Source organism: Micromonospora sp. NPDC048986, assembly GCF_040649335.1.
Lineage (GTDB): Bacteria > Actinomycetota > Actinomycetes > Mycobacteriales > Micromonosporaceae > Micromonospora > Micromonospora alfalfae.
This window is the reverse complement of sequence record NZ_JBEZFJ010000008.1, coordinates 309,586-325,889: the sequence shown is the minus strand read 5'-3', so window position 1 is coordinate 325,889 and position 16,304 is coordinate 309,586. Positions and strand designations below refer to the sequence as shown.

Here is a 16,304-nt window from a genome sequence, read left to right as displayed (position 1 = left end):
CTAGAACGCCGCACCGGTTGCTCGTGGCGATACGAGCAGCCCTCTCATGTGTCGGCTCCGGGGGCCGCGACGGCGTGTTCGGCGGCGCGGCTGACCTGCTCCCAGCTCGCCCAGGTGTCCATCCGTCGACGGGCGATGTCGAACGCGAGGTCGTACACCATGCTGCCGAGCAGGAGCCGCAGCGGCGGCTCGTCGCTGTCGACCAGGCGCAGCAGCGCGTCGGCGGCGAGCCGCGGTTCGCTGTCGATCGAGCCTTGCGCCCACTGGCGCTCCAACTCGGCACGCAGTGGCGCGTAGGCGTCCATCGGGGTGGTGGCGCGCACGCTGGTGTAGAGGTCGGTCCAGTATCCGCCCGGCTGCACGATGCTGACAGTGATGTCGAAGGTCGCCGCCTCCATCGCCAGCGCCTCGCTCATGCCCTCCAGCGCGAACTTGCTCGCGCTGTACAGGCCGGTGCTCGGGAAGCCGCCGAGCGCGGCGATGCTGGAGACCTGCACGATGTGGCCGGACCGTTGGGCGCGCAGGTGCGGCAGCACTGCCTGACTGACCCAGAGCGCGCCGAAGAGGTTGACCTCGAACTGGGCCCGCGCCTCGGCCTCGGTGAACTCTTCGATCATGCCCATGGACAGGGTGCCGGCGTTGTTGATGACGATGTCGAGCCGGCCGAAGTGCTCGACGGCGGTGTTCACGGCGGCGATGACGGCGGCGCGGTCGGTCACGTCGAGGGTCAGGGCCAGCAGCCGGTCGGCGTACTTCTCGTCGAAGTCGGCCTGGTTGATGGTCCGGGCGGCGGCGACCACCCGGTCACCCCGGTCGAGCGCGGCGTCGGCGAAGGCGCGGCCCAGGCCGCGGCTGGCACCGGTGATGAACCAGGTACGCATGTGTTCTCCCAGCAATTCAAGACGAGACGGTCCGTCTCGTGATGTGCCGAGACTAGGCCCGCCACAGCATCTGCGTCAAGACGAGACGGTTCGTCTCGTCGACTGATATCCTTCTGCCCATGACGCCCAACACGGCCCGCCGGCGAGAGACCTCCCGACGCGCCATCCTCACCGCGGCCTTCGACCTGCTTCAGGAAACGGGGTACGCGAAGCTCAGCATCGAGGGCATCGCCGCGCGGGCCGGCGTCGGCAAACAGACCATCTACCGCTGGTGGCCGTCGAAGGGCGCTGTCATCTTCGACGCCTTCCTCATGCTCAGCGAGGCCACCGAGGGTGGGCCGCCGACGCTGCCGGACACCGGCGACCTGGCGGCGGACCTGACAGTGGTGCTGCACGCGACTGTCGAGGAGATGAACGACCCCCGGTACGAGCAGCCGATGCGCGCGCTGGCCACCGAGATCGCGCTCGACCCCGTGCTGGCGGCGGCGTATGCCGAACGGTTGGACGGGCCGTTGAGGGAGGCCAAGCGGCAGCGCCTGCGCAGCGCCCAGCGGGCAGGCCAGATCGCCGAGGACGTCGACCTCGCCGTGGCGGTGGACATGATCTGGGGGCCGATACTCAACCGGTGGCTGCACCGCAGCGGCCCGCTCACCGCCGAGTACGCCGACCTCGTCGTCGCCACCGCCCTCAACGGACTGCGCCCCCGCCGGTCCGGCGAGTGACTAGCCCTGCCGGCCCCGACGCGCCGTACAGATCACGTAGCCCTTGGGGTCGCGCCACGGCCCCGCCTCGGAGGCGAACCAGGCGCGCACCTTCGCGCCGATGGCACGCGTCAACTCCGGGCGCAGGGCCGAGTCGGGCTCGACGCCGTAGAACGACAGTTGGGCCGCAGCGAACGCGATGACCGGCTCCGGACTGTCGAAGACGAGGGCGTTGTCGAACCGGTGTACGGCGACCGCGCCGAAGGTCAACTCGATCATCTCGGGCAGATTGTCGCTGTTGACCCGCGAGTTGGGCACGACCGGTATGTCGATCCCCGCCGAGGTAACCAGCTCGGCGACGAGCGCGGACACCCGAGGAATCGTGCCGGGGCAGTTCACCACGGCCGCGAAGACCCCGTCCGACCTGAGCACCCGCCGGCACTCGGCCAACGCCCGCCGCACATCCGGAACGTGGTAGAGCATGTGCCGCGCTGTGACGACGTCGAAGGCCGCCGCGTCATACGGCAGGTTCATCGCGTTGCCGAGCTGCGCCGACACGCCTGCGGCGTCAGAGAGCGCGTGTACGGCCGCGGGTGAGGTGTCCAGCCCCACGAGCCGGCCGCGATGGCCCCGCTCCGCGAGATTGCGGAGAAAGGCGCCGGTGCCGCAGCCGACATCGAGCAGATCCGCGTCAATGGACAGCGACACCGCCTGCCGGACCGTACCTTCGACGTCGTCCGGGACTTCGCTGTAGCGCTGATGTGTCTGGATCCGCGTGGTCAGCGGCTCCAGTGAGAGGTACTCCCGCACATCGGAGATGGGGTGCGTCACCTCGTGCCCCTTTCCTCGGCTGGGACGATGATGAACCAGCGGGATCGATCGCCGCCACCACCGCCTTCAACGGAGTGCGGCGGCGTCGATCCGGCGAGTGACGATCGGTGGGACGGCTTTGCGCTGCCACAGCAGGGTGCGGCAACATCAGGCGCCGTGACGGCACCAGGCACGGCCCCCGACAACGACATCCCGGCCGGCGACAACGGCACACCTCGGTCGGGTCGGCGGATCAGGCACTGGGTGGCCGGCGCCGGGGTCACCGCCCTGGCCGCCGTCCTGGGCATCACCCTCGCCATCCGCGGCGGCGCCGCCCCGGCCTGCGCCGCACCGCCGACGGGCAACGCCGTCCACAAGGGAAAGGCCAGCTTCTACGACGCGGGCCGCTCGGGCGGCAACTGCTCCTTCCCCGGCCCGCCAGCGGACCGGCTCTACGCGGCCCTCGGCGCATCCCAGTACTCCGGATCGGCGGCCTGCGGCAGCTATCTGGAGGTGAGCGGCCCGAAGGGCACGGTCCGGGTCATGGTGATGGACCAGTGCGGCGGCTGCGGACCCAGCAAGATCGACCTTTCCACCGAGGCGTTCACCAAGATCGCCGACCGGTCACAGGGCATCGCGTCAGTGACGTACCGGGCGGTGGTGAACCCACCGCTCAACGGAGGGCTCACCTTCCGGATGAAGGGCGGCACCTCGAAATACTGGTTCGCGGTGCAGGTCGGCAACCACGGCAACCCACTCCGCTCGGTCGAGGCGCAAGGGGCCGGTGGCGGCTTCCGCAAGGCCGCCCGGCAGAGCGACAACCACTGGACCATCGAGGGCGGGATCGGCCCCGGTCCGTACAGCATCAGGGTCACCGACGTGTACGGACGCCAGGCGACAGCCACCGGCATCCGGCTGGTCACCAAGCAGGTGCAACGCAGCACGGCCACCCTCGCCAGCACCTCCCCCACGCCCAGCAGCTCACCCGCGGCCCCGCCGAGCCCCAGTGCTGCGCCGCCCTCGCCGACCGCGACCGAATCGGCCGCACCGACGGCGACAGTCGAAGCGCTGGCGGGTGCCGCTGCTCCCCTCGACCGCCCCCGCTGCTGACCCAGCCGTGGCGGCAGGATCGCCAGCCTCGCCGTGCACCGGGAATCCGCCTCAGCGGAACGCGCGCGCGACAAGCGTCAGAAGCGCCCTGAGCAGCACCGCTACCCGGTACACCGCGTATATGAGCCACACGCAGAACATGGTGATGGCGGTGACGATCAGGGCGGGCCCCACGACTGTCGTTTCCTCGACCACCCATCCGCCCGCGATCATCACTGTGACCACGACGCCGAGCAGCACGACAGCACGCCCCACTCCCTTTGACGCCTGCCACAGGGCTGTCGCGTGCACGAGGGCCGGCCGGGCTCCCGCTGAGGGCATGGCGGGCGAGGCGACGGATGCCGGTTCCTGCTTCGCCAGTTCGTCGAGTTGCCGAGCCGCGGCGTGGTCCCGTTCGGAGGCAGAGCCACGCAGGACCGCCTCCAGGGCACGCAGGTCGTCCCGGTCGCGGAGCAGTCCGCTACGCGGGTCAGCGAGGAGCAGCAGGGGAACGGGGGATTCCTCGCCTGTCGAGCGGGCCAGCACCCACGCTTCGCCGAAGCCCTTGAGCTGCCCCGGTTGCAGCACCGTGACGATCCCGGAGACCAGGCTGATCCGGGGCGACTCCAGACCAGCACCGATGACGAGATCAGTGCCGTCGATCATCGCTTCGTCGTCGAGCAGGTCCCGGCAATTCTCGGTGATGTGCCGAACGACCGTGGTGATGGTGCCGACCACCACCAGGGATACGACCAGCACGACGCCGCCGAGCAGCTCGTTGTGCTGTGTCGCCACGATGGTGAGCGACAGCGACGGAACGAGGACGAGCAGGTACCAGCCGACGAACAGCAGGGCCCTGCGCCGGTCCAGCCACCGCTTGAGCCGGGCACGGTCGGGCTGGCCCGGAAAGCGCCGCAGGGGGACCCCGCTGGTCGGCTGGCTCGGTTGCTGACACAGATGGTGGAAGCGCTCACCCGCCAGCGCCGCCAGGTCCCGCGCGAACTGGTCCTCCCCGTAGGCCACCTCAGCGAGCGCGAACAGTTCGATGGCCGCCCGGCCGTCCACCGGGCTCTTCTCGGGCAGTGGGACGCCCAGGCTCACCCCGGCCGCAGGCACCAGGAGCAGACGTGGACGCCGCAGCATGCGTCGGACGTCGGTCGCGGGAGCGTCAGCGGTCGCGGGAGCGTCGGCGAGCACGACCGCAGCGACCTCATCCCACGGCAGGTGGCGCTTGAGCTTCGGAATCCGCACCGACAAGCCGTGCGCGTCGACGTCGACGCGGAACGGCAACACCGCGTCGCGCACGAGCCGGCCACCTGTGGCCAGGCCGAACGCCACAGCAGCCGCACTCAGGAACAGGCCGACCCAGGCGATGTCCATCATCGCGTACGCGATACCGACGGCTCCGGTGAGCAGCAGCATCCCGAACACCAGGAGCACGAGACGGTCGAAGTACGAGTGCCGTACCTTCACCGGCTCATCGTGCGGCAGGAGGTCAAGCCGCAGACGCGTCGACCGTGCGCCGGATCGGTGCCGGTGTGAATCCCGGTTGCGTCAGGACCCGTAGCGACCGAGCATCGCCGGGTGGATGCCGTGGTGCAGTGGGTTCGTACCTCGTGGACGAAGCGTTCGCGCGGCGACGCCGAGGCGACCCGGCGGAACGCCGTACCGGTGTCGTTCGTCCTGCCGGAACGGGCGGTGCCGTTCGTTCAAGAGATCACGATGTCGGAGGCCGTGGGGTTCGAGCGGCTCGACGTGGCCGAGCCGATGCTGGAGGCGATCACCTCGCCCTTCCCGCCGGTACGGGGCGGGTTGGACCTGCTGCGTCGGTTGCGCGTCGCGGGCGCGTTGCGACTCGCGCGCCGGCTCGTCGTGGCGGGCTGACCTACCGCGCACTCGACGAGCTGGGCTGGGACGCCGAACGGCCCGAGCCCTGGTCGCCGTACGTCTGAGCCGCTGGCAGTACGGGAAAGAGAGAAGCGACACCCTCGGAGGCCCGTTGACATGCGTTTCGAGCGAGTGACAGCGTTGTCATCGACTCATTTCCTCCATTTGAGACGAGGAGCGCATCTTGCTCTATCGGAACTCACCGCGCCGCAGCGCGACAGCAGTCGCCGCAGTCGGCATTCTCATCACGGGACTGGCGCTCGCTCCGTCCGCGCCGGCCCAGGCCAGCCACCACCGGGCGCAAGACGGAGCCGTACGGTCGGGTGACGCACGTTTCGAGGTGCTGTCCCCGACACTGATCCGCACCGAGTACCAGAAGGACGGCAGGTTCACCGACGCCGCCACGTTCAACGCCATCGGGCGCGATGATTTCCCCCGTACGCGTTTCACCAAGCACGTCGACCACGGCTGGCTCACCATCGACACCGGCGCGATGACGTTGCGGTACCGGGTCGGGTCGGGCGCGTTCACCGCCGACAACCTCACCGTGCGGCTCACTGCCGGCAAGCAGACCGTCCAGGGCCAACCCTGGGCCGGTCACACCGCCCCGACCTGCGCGTTCGGCGCACTCTGCCAAGCCGAAGCGCTGCAGTTGAACGGCCCTGGCGTGGCCACCGACCACCAGGGATTCACCGGACGCGGCTTCGCGGCCGGCTTCGCCTCGTCCGGCGACTCGGTCACGTTCGCGCTCGACGCTCCGGAGGGCGGCACGAAGCAGCTCGCCGTCCGCTACGCCAACAGCACCGGCGGCGACGGCCAGAACGTGGACCGCACCCTGACGATTCGGGTCGACGGCGACGCCGGCCACACGCTGGCGTTGCCGCCCACCGCCAACTGGGACACCTGGGGCCTGGCCAGCGCGCCGGTCGACCTCACCGCCGGCCGGCACGAGATCAGCATCGTGCGGGGTCCCAACGACTCCGGCAACGTGAACGTCGACAGCCTCGCGGTGGTCAACCCGGGTGACTCGTTCCCGGCGCCGACCCCGCCCCAACCGCAGCCTCTGCGCTTCGGCACGCTGGCAGAGGCCGAGACCGGCGCGCTGACCGGCGGCGCGAGGCCCGCGAACGACCACAACGGCGCATCCGGTACGGGATTCCTGGCCGGCCTGGAAAGCACCAGCTCAGCCGACACGCTGACAGTGACGGACGTTCCGTCCGCCGGTGACTACCAGGTGCAGATCCGCTACGCCAACGGCCGGGCCGGTGCCCAGCCGAGCCAGACGCGCACCATGTCGGTCACGGCGGGAACGGCGGCGCCGGTCACGGCGACCCTTCCGCCGACCAGCGGATGGGACTACTGGAACACCGTTTCCGTCCCGGTCCACCTCAACCGAGGCACCAACACAGTGGCCCTGGGCTGCCCCACGGACGCCAGTTGCAACGTCAACGTCGACACCGTCGCCGTCACGAGCAAGAACTCCCCGCTGCTCGCCCCGCACGCGCCGCTCGGCGGCTACCGCCGGGGCCTGGACGGCGTGACCGGTTCCGCCCTCACCGCTCCGGGCCTGCTCTACCAGGACGGCTGGTACCTGCTCGACGACTCGGCCTCGGCCCTGAGCACCACCAAGCCGCGGCCCGCCGCCGAGCAGGACGGCTACGTCTTCGCGTACGGGCAGGACTTCACCCGCGCCCTGAAGGACCTGTCGACCCTCACCGGGCCCACGAAACTGCTGCCCAAGTGGGCGTACGGGGTGTGGTACTCCGAGTACTACGACCGCACCGCCACCGAGTTCCAGAACCTGGTGACCCGGGCCAAGGCCGAGGGTGTGCCGCTGGACGTGCTCGTCCTCGACACCGACGTCAAGGCGCCGGACAAGTGGAACGGCTGGAGCATCGACCCCACCCGCATCCCCGACCCGAAGGCCTTCTTCGACTGGGCCAAGAAGCAGGGCCTGCACACCGGCATCAACATCCACCCCAGCATCCTCGGCTCGGACCCGAAGTTCGCGCAGGCGCAGGCCACTGCGAAGGGCAAGCTCCAACGCGTCGGCTGCAACGGCGGTCCCGACTGCTACGCCTTCGACTTCGGCGACCCGGACCAGCTCAAGGCGTACATGCAGCTGCACGACGGGATGATCCCGAAGGGCAGCAAGGGCCCGGACCTGTGGTGGCTGGACTGGTGCTGCGACAACACGAAGTCCTCGCTCGCCGGGGTGACAGCCGACGCGTGGATCAACAAGCAGTACGCCGACAAGACCGGCTTCGCGTTCTCCCGGGCGTACGGCTCGTTGCAGGCCGGCGGCTACAGCAGCCCGACCTCGGTCTCGACCGGACCATGGGCCGACAAGCGCACCACGCTGCACTTCACCGGCGACACCACCTCCGACTGGTCAACGCTCCAGATGGAGGTCGGCTACACGCCGGGCGAGTCGGCCGCGACCGGGCTGGCCGCTGTCAGCCACGACATCGGCGGGCACACCGGCGGCCTCCAGGAGCCGGGCACCGAACCGGGCAGCACCAAACTGCCCGATGACCTCTACGCCCGGTGGGTGCAGTTCGGCACGTTCCAGCCCATCGACAGGCTGCACTCCAACCACAGCGACCGGCTGCCCTGGCAGTACGGCCCGGAGGCGAACAAGTCGGCCAAGAAGTTCCTGAACCTGCGCAAGGAACTGCAGCCGTACACCTACGCCGCCGCCAAGGAGGCCACCCGCACGGGTACGCCCATCGTCCGCTCCATGTACCTGGCGTACCCGAATGAGCAGGCCGCGTACGCCACCGCCGGTTCCCAGTACCTCTACGGCCCGGACTACCTGGTGGCACCGGTGACGACGCCGGGAACCACCGCGACCACGTCGGTGTGGTTCCCGCCGGGCGACACCTGGACCGACATCTTCACCGGGAAGACGTACCGGGGCGGCACCACGCAGAACATCACCACCACGCTGGACACCATGCCGGTGTTCAAGAAGCACTGACGTTTCAGGGATCAAGACGCCGGCCGGGTGGGGGCAACCCCGCCCGGCCGGTTCGTTTCCTGGCTATCGCTGTGGCCGGCGGGCCAGCGACAGCCAGCCGAGGAACCTGGCGTGCATCGCGGCCGAGTTCGGGCGCAGCCCCAGGCCGTACACGTCGTCGATCGCCTCCTGCATCGATGCGGCGAGATAGAACGCCAGCGCGATCGAATGGCCGTAGAACTCGGTTATGAGGGCGAGCTGAGCCGGGCCGCACGGCCAGGGCGCGGCGCAGTTGCGGCACAGCCACGCAGGGCGCATCGGCAGGTGCGGGCGAGGGCGCGCGATCATCCGACCCGCACCGGACGCCGCTGGTGTCTGGTTGGCGGGGCCTGCTTCCGCACGCCCGCACGCATCACGTACAACTCGCGCCGCGCCACCGCGTCGCCCGCCGCGTTCAGCTCGTAGCCCTCAATCCAGACCCACCCGTGGTACGTGTGCCGCTCGGGCAACTCGCGGATGACGCGCACGAAGATCGGGCGCAGGAACTGCACGCTCGCCGCGGTGGTCAGACAGACCACGTCCCCGGCCTTCATCTTTCCGATCACCACAAACCCCACGGGTACGCGCCCGGCGCGCTGATCGGCTCCGGGGTCGGCTTCTCGGGTTTGTCGTCGGGCACGGTCTCCCCCTCTGGTGCCGTTGGGAAGGGGCCGCTCCCGTGAGTGCTCGCCCGTCGGGAGCGGCCCCGCTACGAACGCGACCGCCGGGTTTCGTGGTCCTCACCAGCCGCGCCGCCTGGTGACACTCTGCTGTGGAGGCCACTACGCTGGGAAGGTGCTTCCGGCGTCCGGGCTGACCTGGCCTAACGGGGTCCCGACCTGTGGCACCTCGGGTAGTCGATCTCCGATTTGAGGAGCGGTGAATGGCTGACGTGCCGAGTCCCCTCGCGGATTTCATCGTGAGCGAGATCCGCCGCGCTCGCGGTGCGTCCGGGATGACGCAGGAGTCGTTCGGCCGGGCAGCGGGCTTCAGCGCCTCACACGTCAGCGCCGTGGAAAGCGGCACCCGAGCACTCACGATGGACTTCATCCGGGGCGCCGACCGGGCGCTGAACAACGGCGGGCTCTTCGAGCGCCTGGCGACGAAGTTCGGCGCACCGTCGTGGTTTCTGCCCTGGCTGGACGCCGAGCGCGAAGCGACACAGCTTCGTTACTTCGAGCCGAACCTGATTCCCGGGCTGCTACAGGTGGAGCACTACGCCCGCACGGTCCTGCGAACAGTCGAAAGCCTCACCGATGACGAGGTTGAGCAGCGCGTGCAGGGGCGCATGAGCCGGCAGGCGATCCTGACCGGCGAGCGCCGGCCACAGTTTGTCGCAGTGCTGGACGAAGCCGCGATCCGGCGAACGGGTGATGGTCTGGGCGGGATCATGGCCCAGCAAGTCGCCCACCTGGTCGCGATGGCCGAACTCCCCCACGTTCACGTACACGTCATCCCGATCGCTAGCGGCCTGCACATCGGGCTGTCCGGACCGTTCGCGCTGGCACGGTCCAGCGAGGGCGTCTGGGTGGGACACCTCGAAAACCAGCTTGGCGGGGATGTCATCGACAAGGACGATGAGGTGGCTACGCTTCAGGCAAGGTGGGAGAGCGTCCGGAACGAGGCTCTACCGCGCCGGCAGTCCATTGACCTGCTGAAGGAAGTTGAGAGCCATCATGGACCTCAGTAACGCCCGGTGGCGCAAGTCCACCCGCAGCGGCGCGAGCGGCGGGAACTGCGTCGAGGTGGCAAACAACCTGCCCGGTGTTGTGGCCGTCCGCGACTCGAAGGACGTCGCCGGACCAGCATTGGCCTTCCCCCCGGCCGCCTGGGCCGCGTTCGTCGCCCAGGTCACCAAGCGGCCGTAGCGCCCGCCCCCGAGGCGGATTGGGCGTGGTGCATTGGGCTGGCATGCCCACTTGGCGCACTGTCGAGATCCCCTATGCAGTTGCCGGACGCCTCACGCACATCGGCTGGCCCGCCAACTGCGGTTTTCGTAGCGGCGGCAGCCACCGCCTCGTCCTGGGTCCACGCGACCTTCGAGACTCGGCGGTGGCTGCTGCAATGTCTACGGACAAACGACACCGTCACCGCAGTTCACAACAGCTCTCTTGCTGCAACGTTGAGCCGCCTCACATTCCCTGACGACAGGCGGTGGTGGTGTCAGCCAAAGAGGGCGGCGGAGATGTCGGCGTAGAAGAGGGCCGGGTCGCGGGAGAGCGAGGCCTTGACCTTGGCGGTGGGGCTGTCGGCGATTACTTCGAGCTTGCCCGCTTCCAGGCCGTCCAACGCCATGGCGACCACCTCGTGGGGTGGCAGTTTAGGGATGTCGTAGGCGGCCATCATGTCGGTGTCGGCTATCGCCAGGGCGAGGGCGGTGACCTGGGTTTTCTGGTCGGCAAGCTCAAGTCTGATGCCGTTGGTGAGAGACCATTCGGCGGCTTTGGAAGCGGCGTAGCCATTGCTGGCAGGAGCGAAGGTATACCAGCTCAGCGCTGAGATGACGTTGAGAATGGCACCCCCGCCAAGCCGGGGAGCGAAGGCGCGGACGACGTTGAGGGTGCCCCAGAAGTTGGTATCGAACTCGCGGCGGATGTTTTCCGTGGAGGGGCCGAGTAGCGGCGCGTTCGTCGAGATGCCGGCGTTGTTGATGAGGATGTCGAGTTCGCCCACCTCGGCCGCCGCGGCCTCGATGGACGTCGGGTCGGTGATGTCCAGTTGGAGCGGGACGACGCCGGGGATGTCGATGCGATCGGGGCGGCGGGCGGTGGCGTAGACGGTGGTGGCACCGCGGGCGACGAGCGCCTCGGCAAAGGCCTTGCCGAGCCCACGGTTGGCACCTGTTACGAGGGCTTTGGTACCGTTGATCTGCATGCCCCCCACGCTAGAACCTCACGTTAACGTCAGAGGCAAATGTTTGCGAGGCGGGTCACTGTGCGGATCGGGGACGCGGCAACCGAGGCACTAGTTACCGACGCCCAGGCTCGACATGAACGCCGCCGGGTAACGGTCACCGCGCGCGGCACCCTTCGGCACGGCCGCCTCGATCTCTTCGAGATCACCGGCCGACAGCTTCACCTCCAGCGCCGGCAACGCCTCGGCCAGCCGCTGGCGGGTACGCGCACCGACCAGCGGAACGATGGACGGGTCCTGCGCCGCCACCCACGCGATCGCCAACTGCGCCACCGTGCACCCCTTCGCGTCGGCGACCCGGCGCAACGCCTCCACCAGCGCGAGGTTGTGCGACGCGTTCTCGGCGGAGAAGCGGGGACTGTGGTTACGCGGGTCGTCCGCCCGCCCCGGCACCCAGGTCCCCGAGAGCAGGCCACGGCCCAGCACCCCGTACGCGGTCAGCCCGATGCCCAGCTCCCGCAGCGTGGGCAGCACGTCGGCCTCGACCGCCCGCGACAGCAGCGAATACTCAATCTGAAGATCAGCGATCGGATGTACGGCGTGCGCCCGCCGGACGGTCTCCGCGTCAACCTCGGAGAGCCCCACATACCGCACGTAACCGGCGTCGATCATCTCCTTGATCGCGCCGATCGTGTCCTCGATCGGCACCGACCGGTCGAGCCGGGCCGGCCGGTAGATGTCCACGTGGTCGACGCCGAGCCGGGTCAGCGAGTAGCTCAGGAAGTTCTGCACCGAAGCCGGACGGGAGTCCTGACCGGCGAACCGCATGCCCGGCCCCACCTGCTGCCCGAACTTCACACTCAGCAGATAGCTGTCCCGGTCGCGTCCCCGCAACGCCTCCGACAGCAGCAGCTCGTTGTGCCCCATGCCATAGAAGTCACCGGTGTCGACCAGCGTGACCCTCGCGTCCAGCGCGGCCCGTACGGTGGCGATGCTCTCCTCGCGATCGGCCGGGCCGTAGGTGCCCGACATGCTCATCGCCCCCAGCCCCACTGCGGAAACCTTGGGGCCTGTGTTGCCCAGAGTGCGTGTCTGCATCGAAACTCTCCCTCATCGGTCGATCTCGGCTCCACAGTGCGCCACTTCCCGGCCTGCCGGCAGCGGAGCGCTTATCGTGGGAGCGCCGCTCCCTGGCTCGGTGCCCAGTGCCGGGGCAGCATGGAGGCATGCAGCGTGAGCAGCTCGCCGACTTCCTGCGGCGCCGGCGCGAGGCCATCCGCCCCGCCGAGGTCGGCATCGCCGACGGCCCCCGCCGCCGCACCGCCGGCCTGCGCCGCGAGGAGGTCGCCATGCTCGCCGGCATGTCCGTCGACTACGTCATCCGCCTCGAGCAGGGCCGCAGCAGCCAGCCGTCGACCCAACTGCTCGGTGCCCTGGCCCGGGCCCTGCGCCTGACCGACGACGAGCGAAGCCACCTGTTCCACCTGGCCGGCCACCAGCCGCCGCCCGCCGACGGCATCGCCCGCCTGGCCCGGGCCGGCCTGGTCCGCCTGCTCGACCTGGTGGGCGACACCCCCGCCATGGTCCTGTCCGACCTCGGCGAGGTCCTGGCGCAGAACCGCATGTCGATCCTGCTGACCGGCGACCACACCGGGCTGACCGGCGACCGCCGCTACGTCGCCTACCGCTACTTCACCGACCCGGTCATCCGCGACCTCCACGGCCCCGACGAATGGCAGCGGCACGCCCGCCAACAGGTCGCCGACCTGCGCGCGGTGGCCGGCCGGCGGCCCGGCGACCCGGCCGTGACCGGCCTGATCGAACGGTTGCGGGCTGCGAGCGACGTCTTCCGCCGGCTGTGGGCCGAGCACGAGGTGGCAGTGCGCCGGGCCGACCGCAAGACGTTCATGCACCCGCGCGTGGGCCGCATCACGATGGACTGCGAAACCCTGGTCACCCCCGACCTCGGCCAGCAGTTGCTGGTGCTGACACCGGCCGACGCCGAGGCCCGGGAGAAGCTTGAGCTGCTGCGCGTGCTGGGGGTCGAGGAGTTTCCGGCCGGTGTGCCTCACTGACCCTTTGTCGCAAACTGCCACCGAGCTACGCGGCCATGCGCTAGTGCTTAGTCATAAATCCGGGTGCACGGCGTCCCAGGCGGCACGGCGGGCGACGGACGACTCGACCTGCACACCGGAGGGCGTCAGGGCATCTCGGTGTCCGTCAGCGGGCAGTCGATGGCGCGCCTAATGCGGGTCTCACACGGGACAGCGGACCTCAGTCGTCAACTCGAAGCCGTTGACCTCGGCCGCCGCGTACGCTCGCCGTCCGTCGCAACGGCGCCCATCCGAGCGGCAAGCTCCTCCAGAACGCGTCGGTCGGCGCCGTAGGCGCAGAACATCGCACCCTCGGAATCGTACGTAAACCGCCCATCGAACGCCGGAGCCTCGATGCCGACCAACACCTGCGCGACCCCCTTCCCAGACCGGCGAAGGCCATCCGGCCGGCGAGCGGGTCGACGTAGGAGCATGGAGCTTGTCCGTCTCCGTCGAGACAAGGAACGCCTCAGCGTTCGCCGCCAGCAAGGAGGATGCGGTAGACGAGGCACACTCACGGCTGACCAACTCGCCGCCTTCCGGGATGGCGAGATCGCAGATGGGCGTTCGTGGAAGACCAGCAGCTTGACGAGCTGGCCATCCCCCCAGACTCGCTCGACGACTACGAGCGAGCATGCAGGCCCGGGAGCAGGCCCGTGCCACCTACCTCGAAGAGGGCGGTTCACCTGATCCTTCACATGGTCACGATGGTCTGACCGCGAGCGCTTGTCTGCGGTGCCGCGCTGGCGAGACGTCCGCTCATGCCGATGCCAGCGCACTCGATCACGCTGAGATGAATACACAGGATTAGGCATTTCACTCAATATAGAAGCTTCATAGCGCGGATGATCCGGAACTACGAATTGGTGATACCCGATCGAGCCGCCGCAAATGCTAACAACCGGAAGCCAGCGGAAAAGTTGCGTGGTCAAGTGACGTAGATCCCGGCGGTAAATCCTCGGAGGACCATTGAGTTGACTGAGCTGACGGTGCCAACTCTGGGAGGTAGTTGACCCAGTCGGCCGCCACGGCAAGGAGCCACACTTCCGCCGCATTGCTGCCAGTGGGAACCCTGCTGGCCCACCTGTCATTTGAAACTCTCTCGACCGCAACGAAATATATGCGACTGGTTCCATGGTCCCGGTGCCCCACGACGTATACCCATCCGGTCTTCGGGGCACCGCCCTCGATGTAGATCTTTGCCAGAGCGCAGGCCAACAAGGGTTCATGCGGTTCTAGAAAGTGCCCGTCGGCAATGGGGCTCATCACCCGTTCAGGTCCGACTTGTGCGGCACTCGCCGGCAGAGGCTCGGGGTCGCTTCCGAATCTTTGTTTTATCCCGACCTCTATAGCTGCGCCGGAGATCAACAATATCGTCACTACAAAAGTCACTCGCCGCCTGGAATCAGTGAACCCCTTTCGCAAAAGGCCCACGACGCACAAGGCCGCCGAAACGGCGCCGACGCAAACGAGCGTGATGTCGAGGGCGAGGGAGGCGAACTGACCCGCGTCCGCCACAAGACCGAGTGCCCCAGCGATGGCGCTCGTGGTGCTTGCGCCAATAACGAACTTGAACGAGTGCGGATTAACTTTCTCATTTATCGGCGTTAGCTCGACATCTTCCTTGTCGTCCATTATGCCTTCGGTCTGACGTTGGTGGCGGGCCGGGTGGGCGCGAGTTGGTGCCGAGATACCGGAAAGGGGAGCACATTACAAACCGGCATACGGATCCCTTCCGACAGTAGTGTGGACCACAGCTTACTAAGGGCGGGCAAGACCGCAATCGCGCGTTATTGCTGACGACAACCACGGCGAAATCTCCGCTGGTCGTGGCCGTGCTCGAATGGCGCCGACGCCGACATCAGATCAAACCTGCCCCTACCGGCAGAACAAGGCTGCTACCCCTGACATCGCTGTTGGCATTGTGAGGCACCTTGTCTTAACTCCAGCCGTACTGTCAGCTTGTTGCCACCACCGCTTGATCAGGTGCCCGCTCATGCCGCCGACCGCGGGCGGCGGCCGCGGCGGGCGCACCGGATCGCCGACGTCGGCGCCGTGGTGATCTCGGCGTCCATCCTGGTCGTCGCCGTGATCGCGCCCAATCTGCGGCGATCACCGCGGTCCTTGGCAGCGTGCTCGTGGTCATCGCCGGTGTTCGTGCCAACTACCACTGGTCAGAGAACTACCGCCGCTTCAGCCGCGCACGCGAGGAGGGTGGAGGAGCCAGCGCCGGCTGTTCCACGTGTTGGCGGCCCCGATGCCGACGTGGCAGTGTGTGATCAACAGCTGATGTGCGCCCGACCTAGCGAACTTGCCGAATAGTTCTCTTCTAGATCAAGGCACCGCGCTTCGCGCGGTGCGGGGCGGCGAGCCCGGCCGCTGGCAAGCCGCCCCGGCTGCCTAGGGCGCCGGGGCGGGAAGCCATCGACAGCCGCCGGGAGGCCGCCCTCGTGCCGAGATGGGACAGCGAGCCGCCGAGCTACGGGCGTGAAGTGTCTCCCTTGACCTGATGGACTGCGAGGCAGGCAACGACGCAGGAGCCGTCAGGCGCGAGGAAGAGCTGATAGAACCAGGCCGTCCCGGCGTTGCCAACCTGCCCGAGCTGCAACTCTTCCAGTCCTTCGGCCGAGGCCAGCCGCTCCACCGCCTGCACGAATCCGAGCGTCCGGATACCGCGCGTGCGGGTGTGACGCTCTCGACGCCGATAGATGGCGACGAGAGCCCCAACCGACGCCGCCCCGTCCAAGACCTTGAAGTCGTAGCCCGCTCGTAAAGCGTTGCCACATGACTCATAGACCTCGCCGTCCTCAGCTCCGAGAAGGGCGATCAGGGTGTCTCGCTCCACGCGGCCATCCTGCCGGTCGGTTCGACGACCAAGCCGGGAGGCACCAGGCTCGGGCGAGTTCGACCGCCGTCAGGCGGTACGGAAGCCGGCGGGGCTGATCTGGTCCCGGTCAGGGCTTCCGGCTGCCGCGCCGGTCCACAACCCGGA

General features: G+C 68.5%; 17 protein-coding genes. 7 read left to right on the top strand and 10 right to left on the bottom strand.

What is annotated here, in order from left to right:
* Window positions 1-44 precede the first annotated feature (44 nt).
* Window positions 45-881 (bottom strand): SDR family oxidoreductase, encoded by an 837-nt coding sequence (locus AB0B94_RS19010; protein WP_357281296.1) that lies wholly within the window; start codon window positions 879-881, stop codon window positions 45-47.
* A 119-nt stretch (window positions 882-1,000) separates the two neighbouring features.
* Between AB0B94_RS19010 and AB0B94_RS19005 the strand changes: the two genes are divergently transcribed.
* Window positions 1,001-1,603, top strand: coding sequence for a TetR/AcrR family transcriptional regulator (locus AB0B94_RS19005; protein ID WP_357281292.1), 603 nt, complete (start codon window positions 1,001-1,003; stop codon window positions 1,601-1,603).
* On the opposite strand, the gene AB0B94_RS19000 is transcribed toward AB0B94_RS19005, so the two are convergent.
* Window positions 1,604-2,413, bottom strand: a complete 810-nt coding sequence (locus AB0B94_RS19000; protein ID WP_357281288.1) for a class I SAM-dependent methyltransferase — start codon at window positions 2,411-2,413, stop codon at window positions 1,604-1,606.
* A 156-nt stretch (window positions 2,414-2,569) separates the two neighbouring features.
* Here AB0B94_RS19000 and AB0B94_RS18995 point away from each other — a divergent pair, with 156 nt between their 5' ends.
* The gene (locus AB0B94_RS18995) at window positions 2,570-3,502 is read left to right on the top strand and encodes an expansin EXLX1 family cellulose-binding protein (protein ID WP_357281282.1); all 933 of its coding nucleotides are present in this window, start codon (window positions 2,570-2,572) and stop codon (window positions 3,500-3,502) included.
* A gap of 51 nt (window positions 3,503-3,553) precedes the next feature.
* Here AB0B94_RS18995 and AB0B94_RS18990 read toward each other — a convergent pair whose 3' ends face one another.
* A complete protein-coding gene (locus tag AB0B94_RS18990) occupies window positions 3,554-4,954 on the bottom strand; it encodes a hypothetical protein (protein WP_357281278.1) in 1,401 nt (466 codons plus the stop codon).
* 111 nt (window positions 4,955-5,065) lie between these two features.
* Here AB0B94_RS18990 and AB0B94_RS18985 point away from each other — a divergent pair, with 111 nt between their 5' ends.
* Together AB0B94_RS18985 and AB0B94_RS18980 are read left to right on the top strand one after the other, a co-directional pair.
* Window positions 5,066-5,365, top strand: coding sequence for a hypothetical protein (locus tag AB0B94_RS18985; protein WP_357281440.1), 300 nt, complete (start codon window positions 5,066-5,068; stop codon window positions 5,363-5,365).
* 343 nt (window positions 5,366-5,708) lie between these two features.
* Window positions 5,709-8,348, top strand: coding sequence for a TIM-barrel domain-containing protein (locus AB0B94_RS18980; RefSeq protein ID WP_357281274.1), 2,640 nt, complete (start codon window positions 5,709-5,711; stop codon window positions 8,346-8,348).
* 63 nt (window positions 8,349-8,411) lie between these two features.
* Here AB0B94_RS18980 and AB0B94_RS18975 read toward each other — a convergent pair whose 3' ends face one another.
* A complete protein-coding gene (locus AB0B94_RS18975) occupies window positions 8,412-8,645 on the bottom strand; it encodes a hypothetical protein (protein WP_357281271.1) in 234 nt (77 codons plus the stop codon).
* A 26-nt stretch (window positions 8,646-8,671) separates the two neighbouring features.
* Window positions 8,672-8,920 carry a hypothetical protein gene (locus tag AB0B94_RS18970; protein WP_357281433.1) on the bottom strand — a complete coding sequence of 83 codons (249 nt, stop codon included), beginning with the start codon at window positions 8,918-8,920 and terminating at the stop codon, window positions 8,672-8,674.
* Between the two features lie 329 nt (window positions 8,921-9,249).
* Between AB0B94_RS18970 and AB0B94_RS18965 the strand changes: the two genes are divergently transcribed.
* Window positions 9,250-10,056: a helix-turn-helix transcriptional regulator gene (locus AB0B94_RS18965; protein ID WP_357281266.1), complete on the top strand. Its 807-nt coding sequence runs from the start codon at window positions 9,250-9,252 to the stop codon at window positions 10,054-10,056.
* Window positions 10,043-10,234: a DUF397 domain-containing protein gene (locus AB0B94_RS18960; protein ID WP_357281263.1), complete on the top strand. Its 192-nt coding sequence runs from the start codon at window positions 10,043-10,045 to the stop codon at window positions 10,232-10,234. Before AB0B94_RS18965 ends, AB0B94_RS18960 begins: the two co-directional genes overlap by 14 nt.
* A gap of 295 nt (window positions 10,235-10,529) precedes the next feature.
* Here AB0B94_RS18960 and AB0B94_RS18955 read toward each other — a convergent pair whose 3' ends face one another.
* Entirely contained in the window at window positions 10,530-11,240 is a 711-nt protein-coding gene (locus AB0B94_RS18955; protein ID WP_357281258.1) for an SDR family oxidoreductase, read from the bottom strand.
* 90 nt (window positions 11,241-11,330) lie between these two features.
* Window positions 11,331-12,317: an aldo/keto reductase gene (locus AB0B94_RS18950; RefSeq protein WP_357281253.1), complete on the bottom strand. Its 987-nt coding sequence runs from the start codon at window positions 12,315-12,317 to the stop codon at window positions 11,331-11,333.
* Window positions 12,318-12,445: 128 nt separating this feature from the next.
* Here AB0B94_RS18950 and AB0B94_RS18945 point away from each other — a divergent pair, with 128 nt between their 5' ends.
* Window positions 12,446-13,294 (top strand): helix-turn-helix transcriptional regulator, encoded by an 849-nt coding sequence (locus tag AB0B94_RS18945; protein WP_357281247.1) that lies wholly within the window; start codon window positions 12,446-12,448, stop codon window positions 13,292-13,294.
* Window positions 13,295-13,500: 206 nt separating this feature from the next.
* Here AB0B94_RS18945 and AB0B94_RS18940 read toward each other — a convergent pair whose 3' ends face one another.
* From AB0B94_RS18940 to AB0B94_RS18930, 3 genes are all read right to left on the bottom strand, one after another.
* The gene (locus AB0B94_RS18940; RefSeq protein WP_357281242.1) at window positions 13,501-13,746 is read right to left on the bottom strand and encodes an Imm51 family immunity protein; all 246 of its coding nucleotides are present in this window, start codon (window positions 13,744-13,746) and stop codon (window positions 13,501-13,503) included.
* A gap of 460 nt (window positions 13,747-14,206) precedes the next feature.
* Entirely contained in the window at window positions 14,207-14,947 is a 741-nt protein-coding gene (locus tag AB0B94_RS18935) for a hypothetical protein (RefSeq protein WP_357281238.1), read from the bottom strand.
* Window positions 14,948-15,791: 844 nt separating this feature from the next.
* Window positions 15,792-16,157, bottom strand: a complete 366-nt coding sequence (locus AB0B94_RS18930) for a hypothetical protein (RefSeq protein ID WP_357281234.1) — start codon at window positions 16,155-16,157, stop codon at window positions 15,792-15,794.
* Window positions 16,158-16,304: the final 147 nt, after the last annotated feature.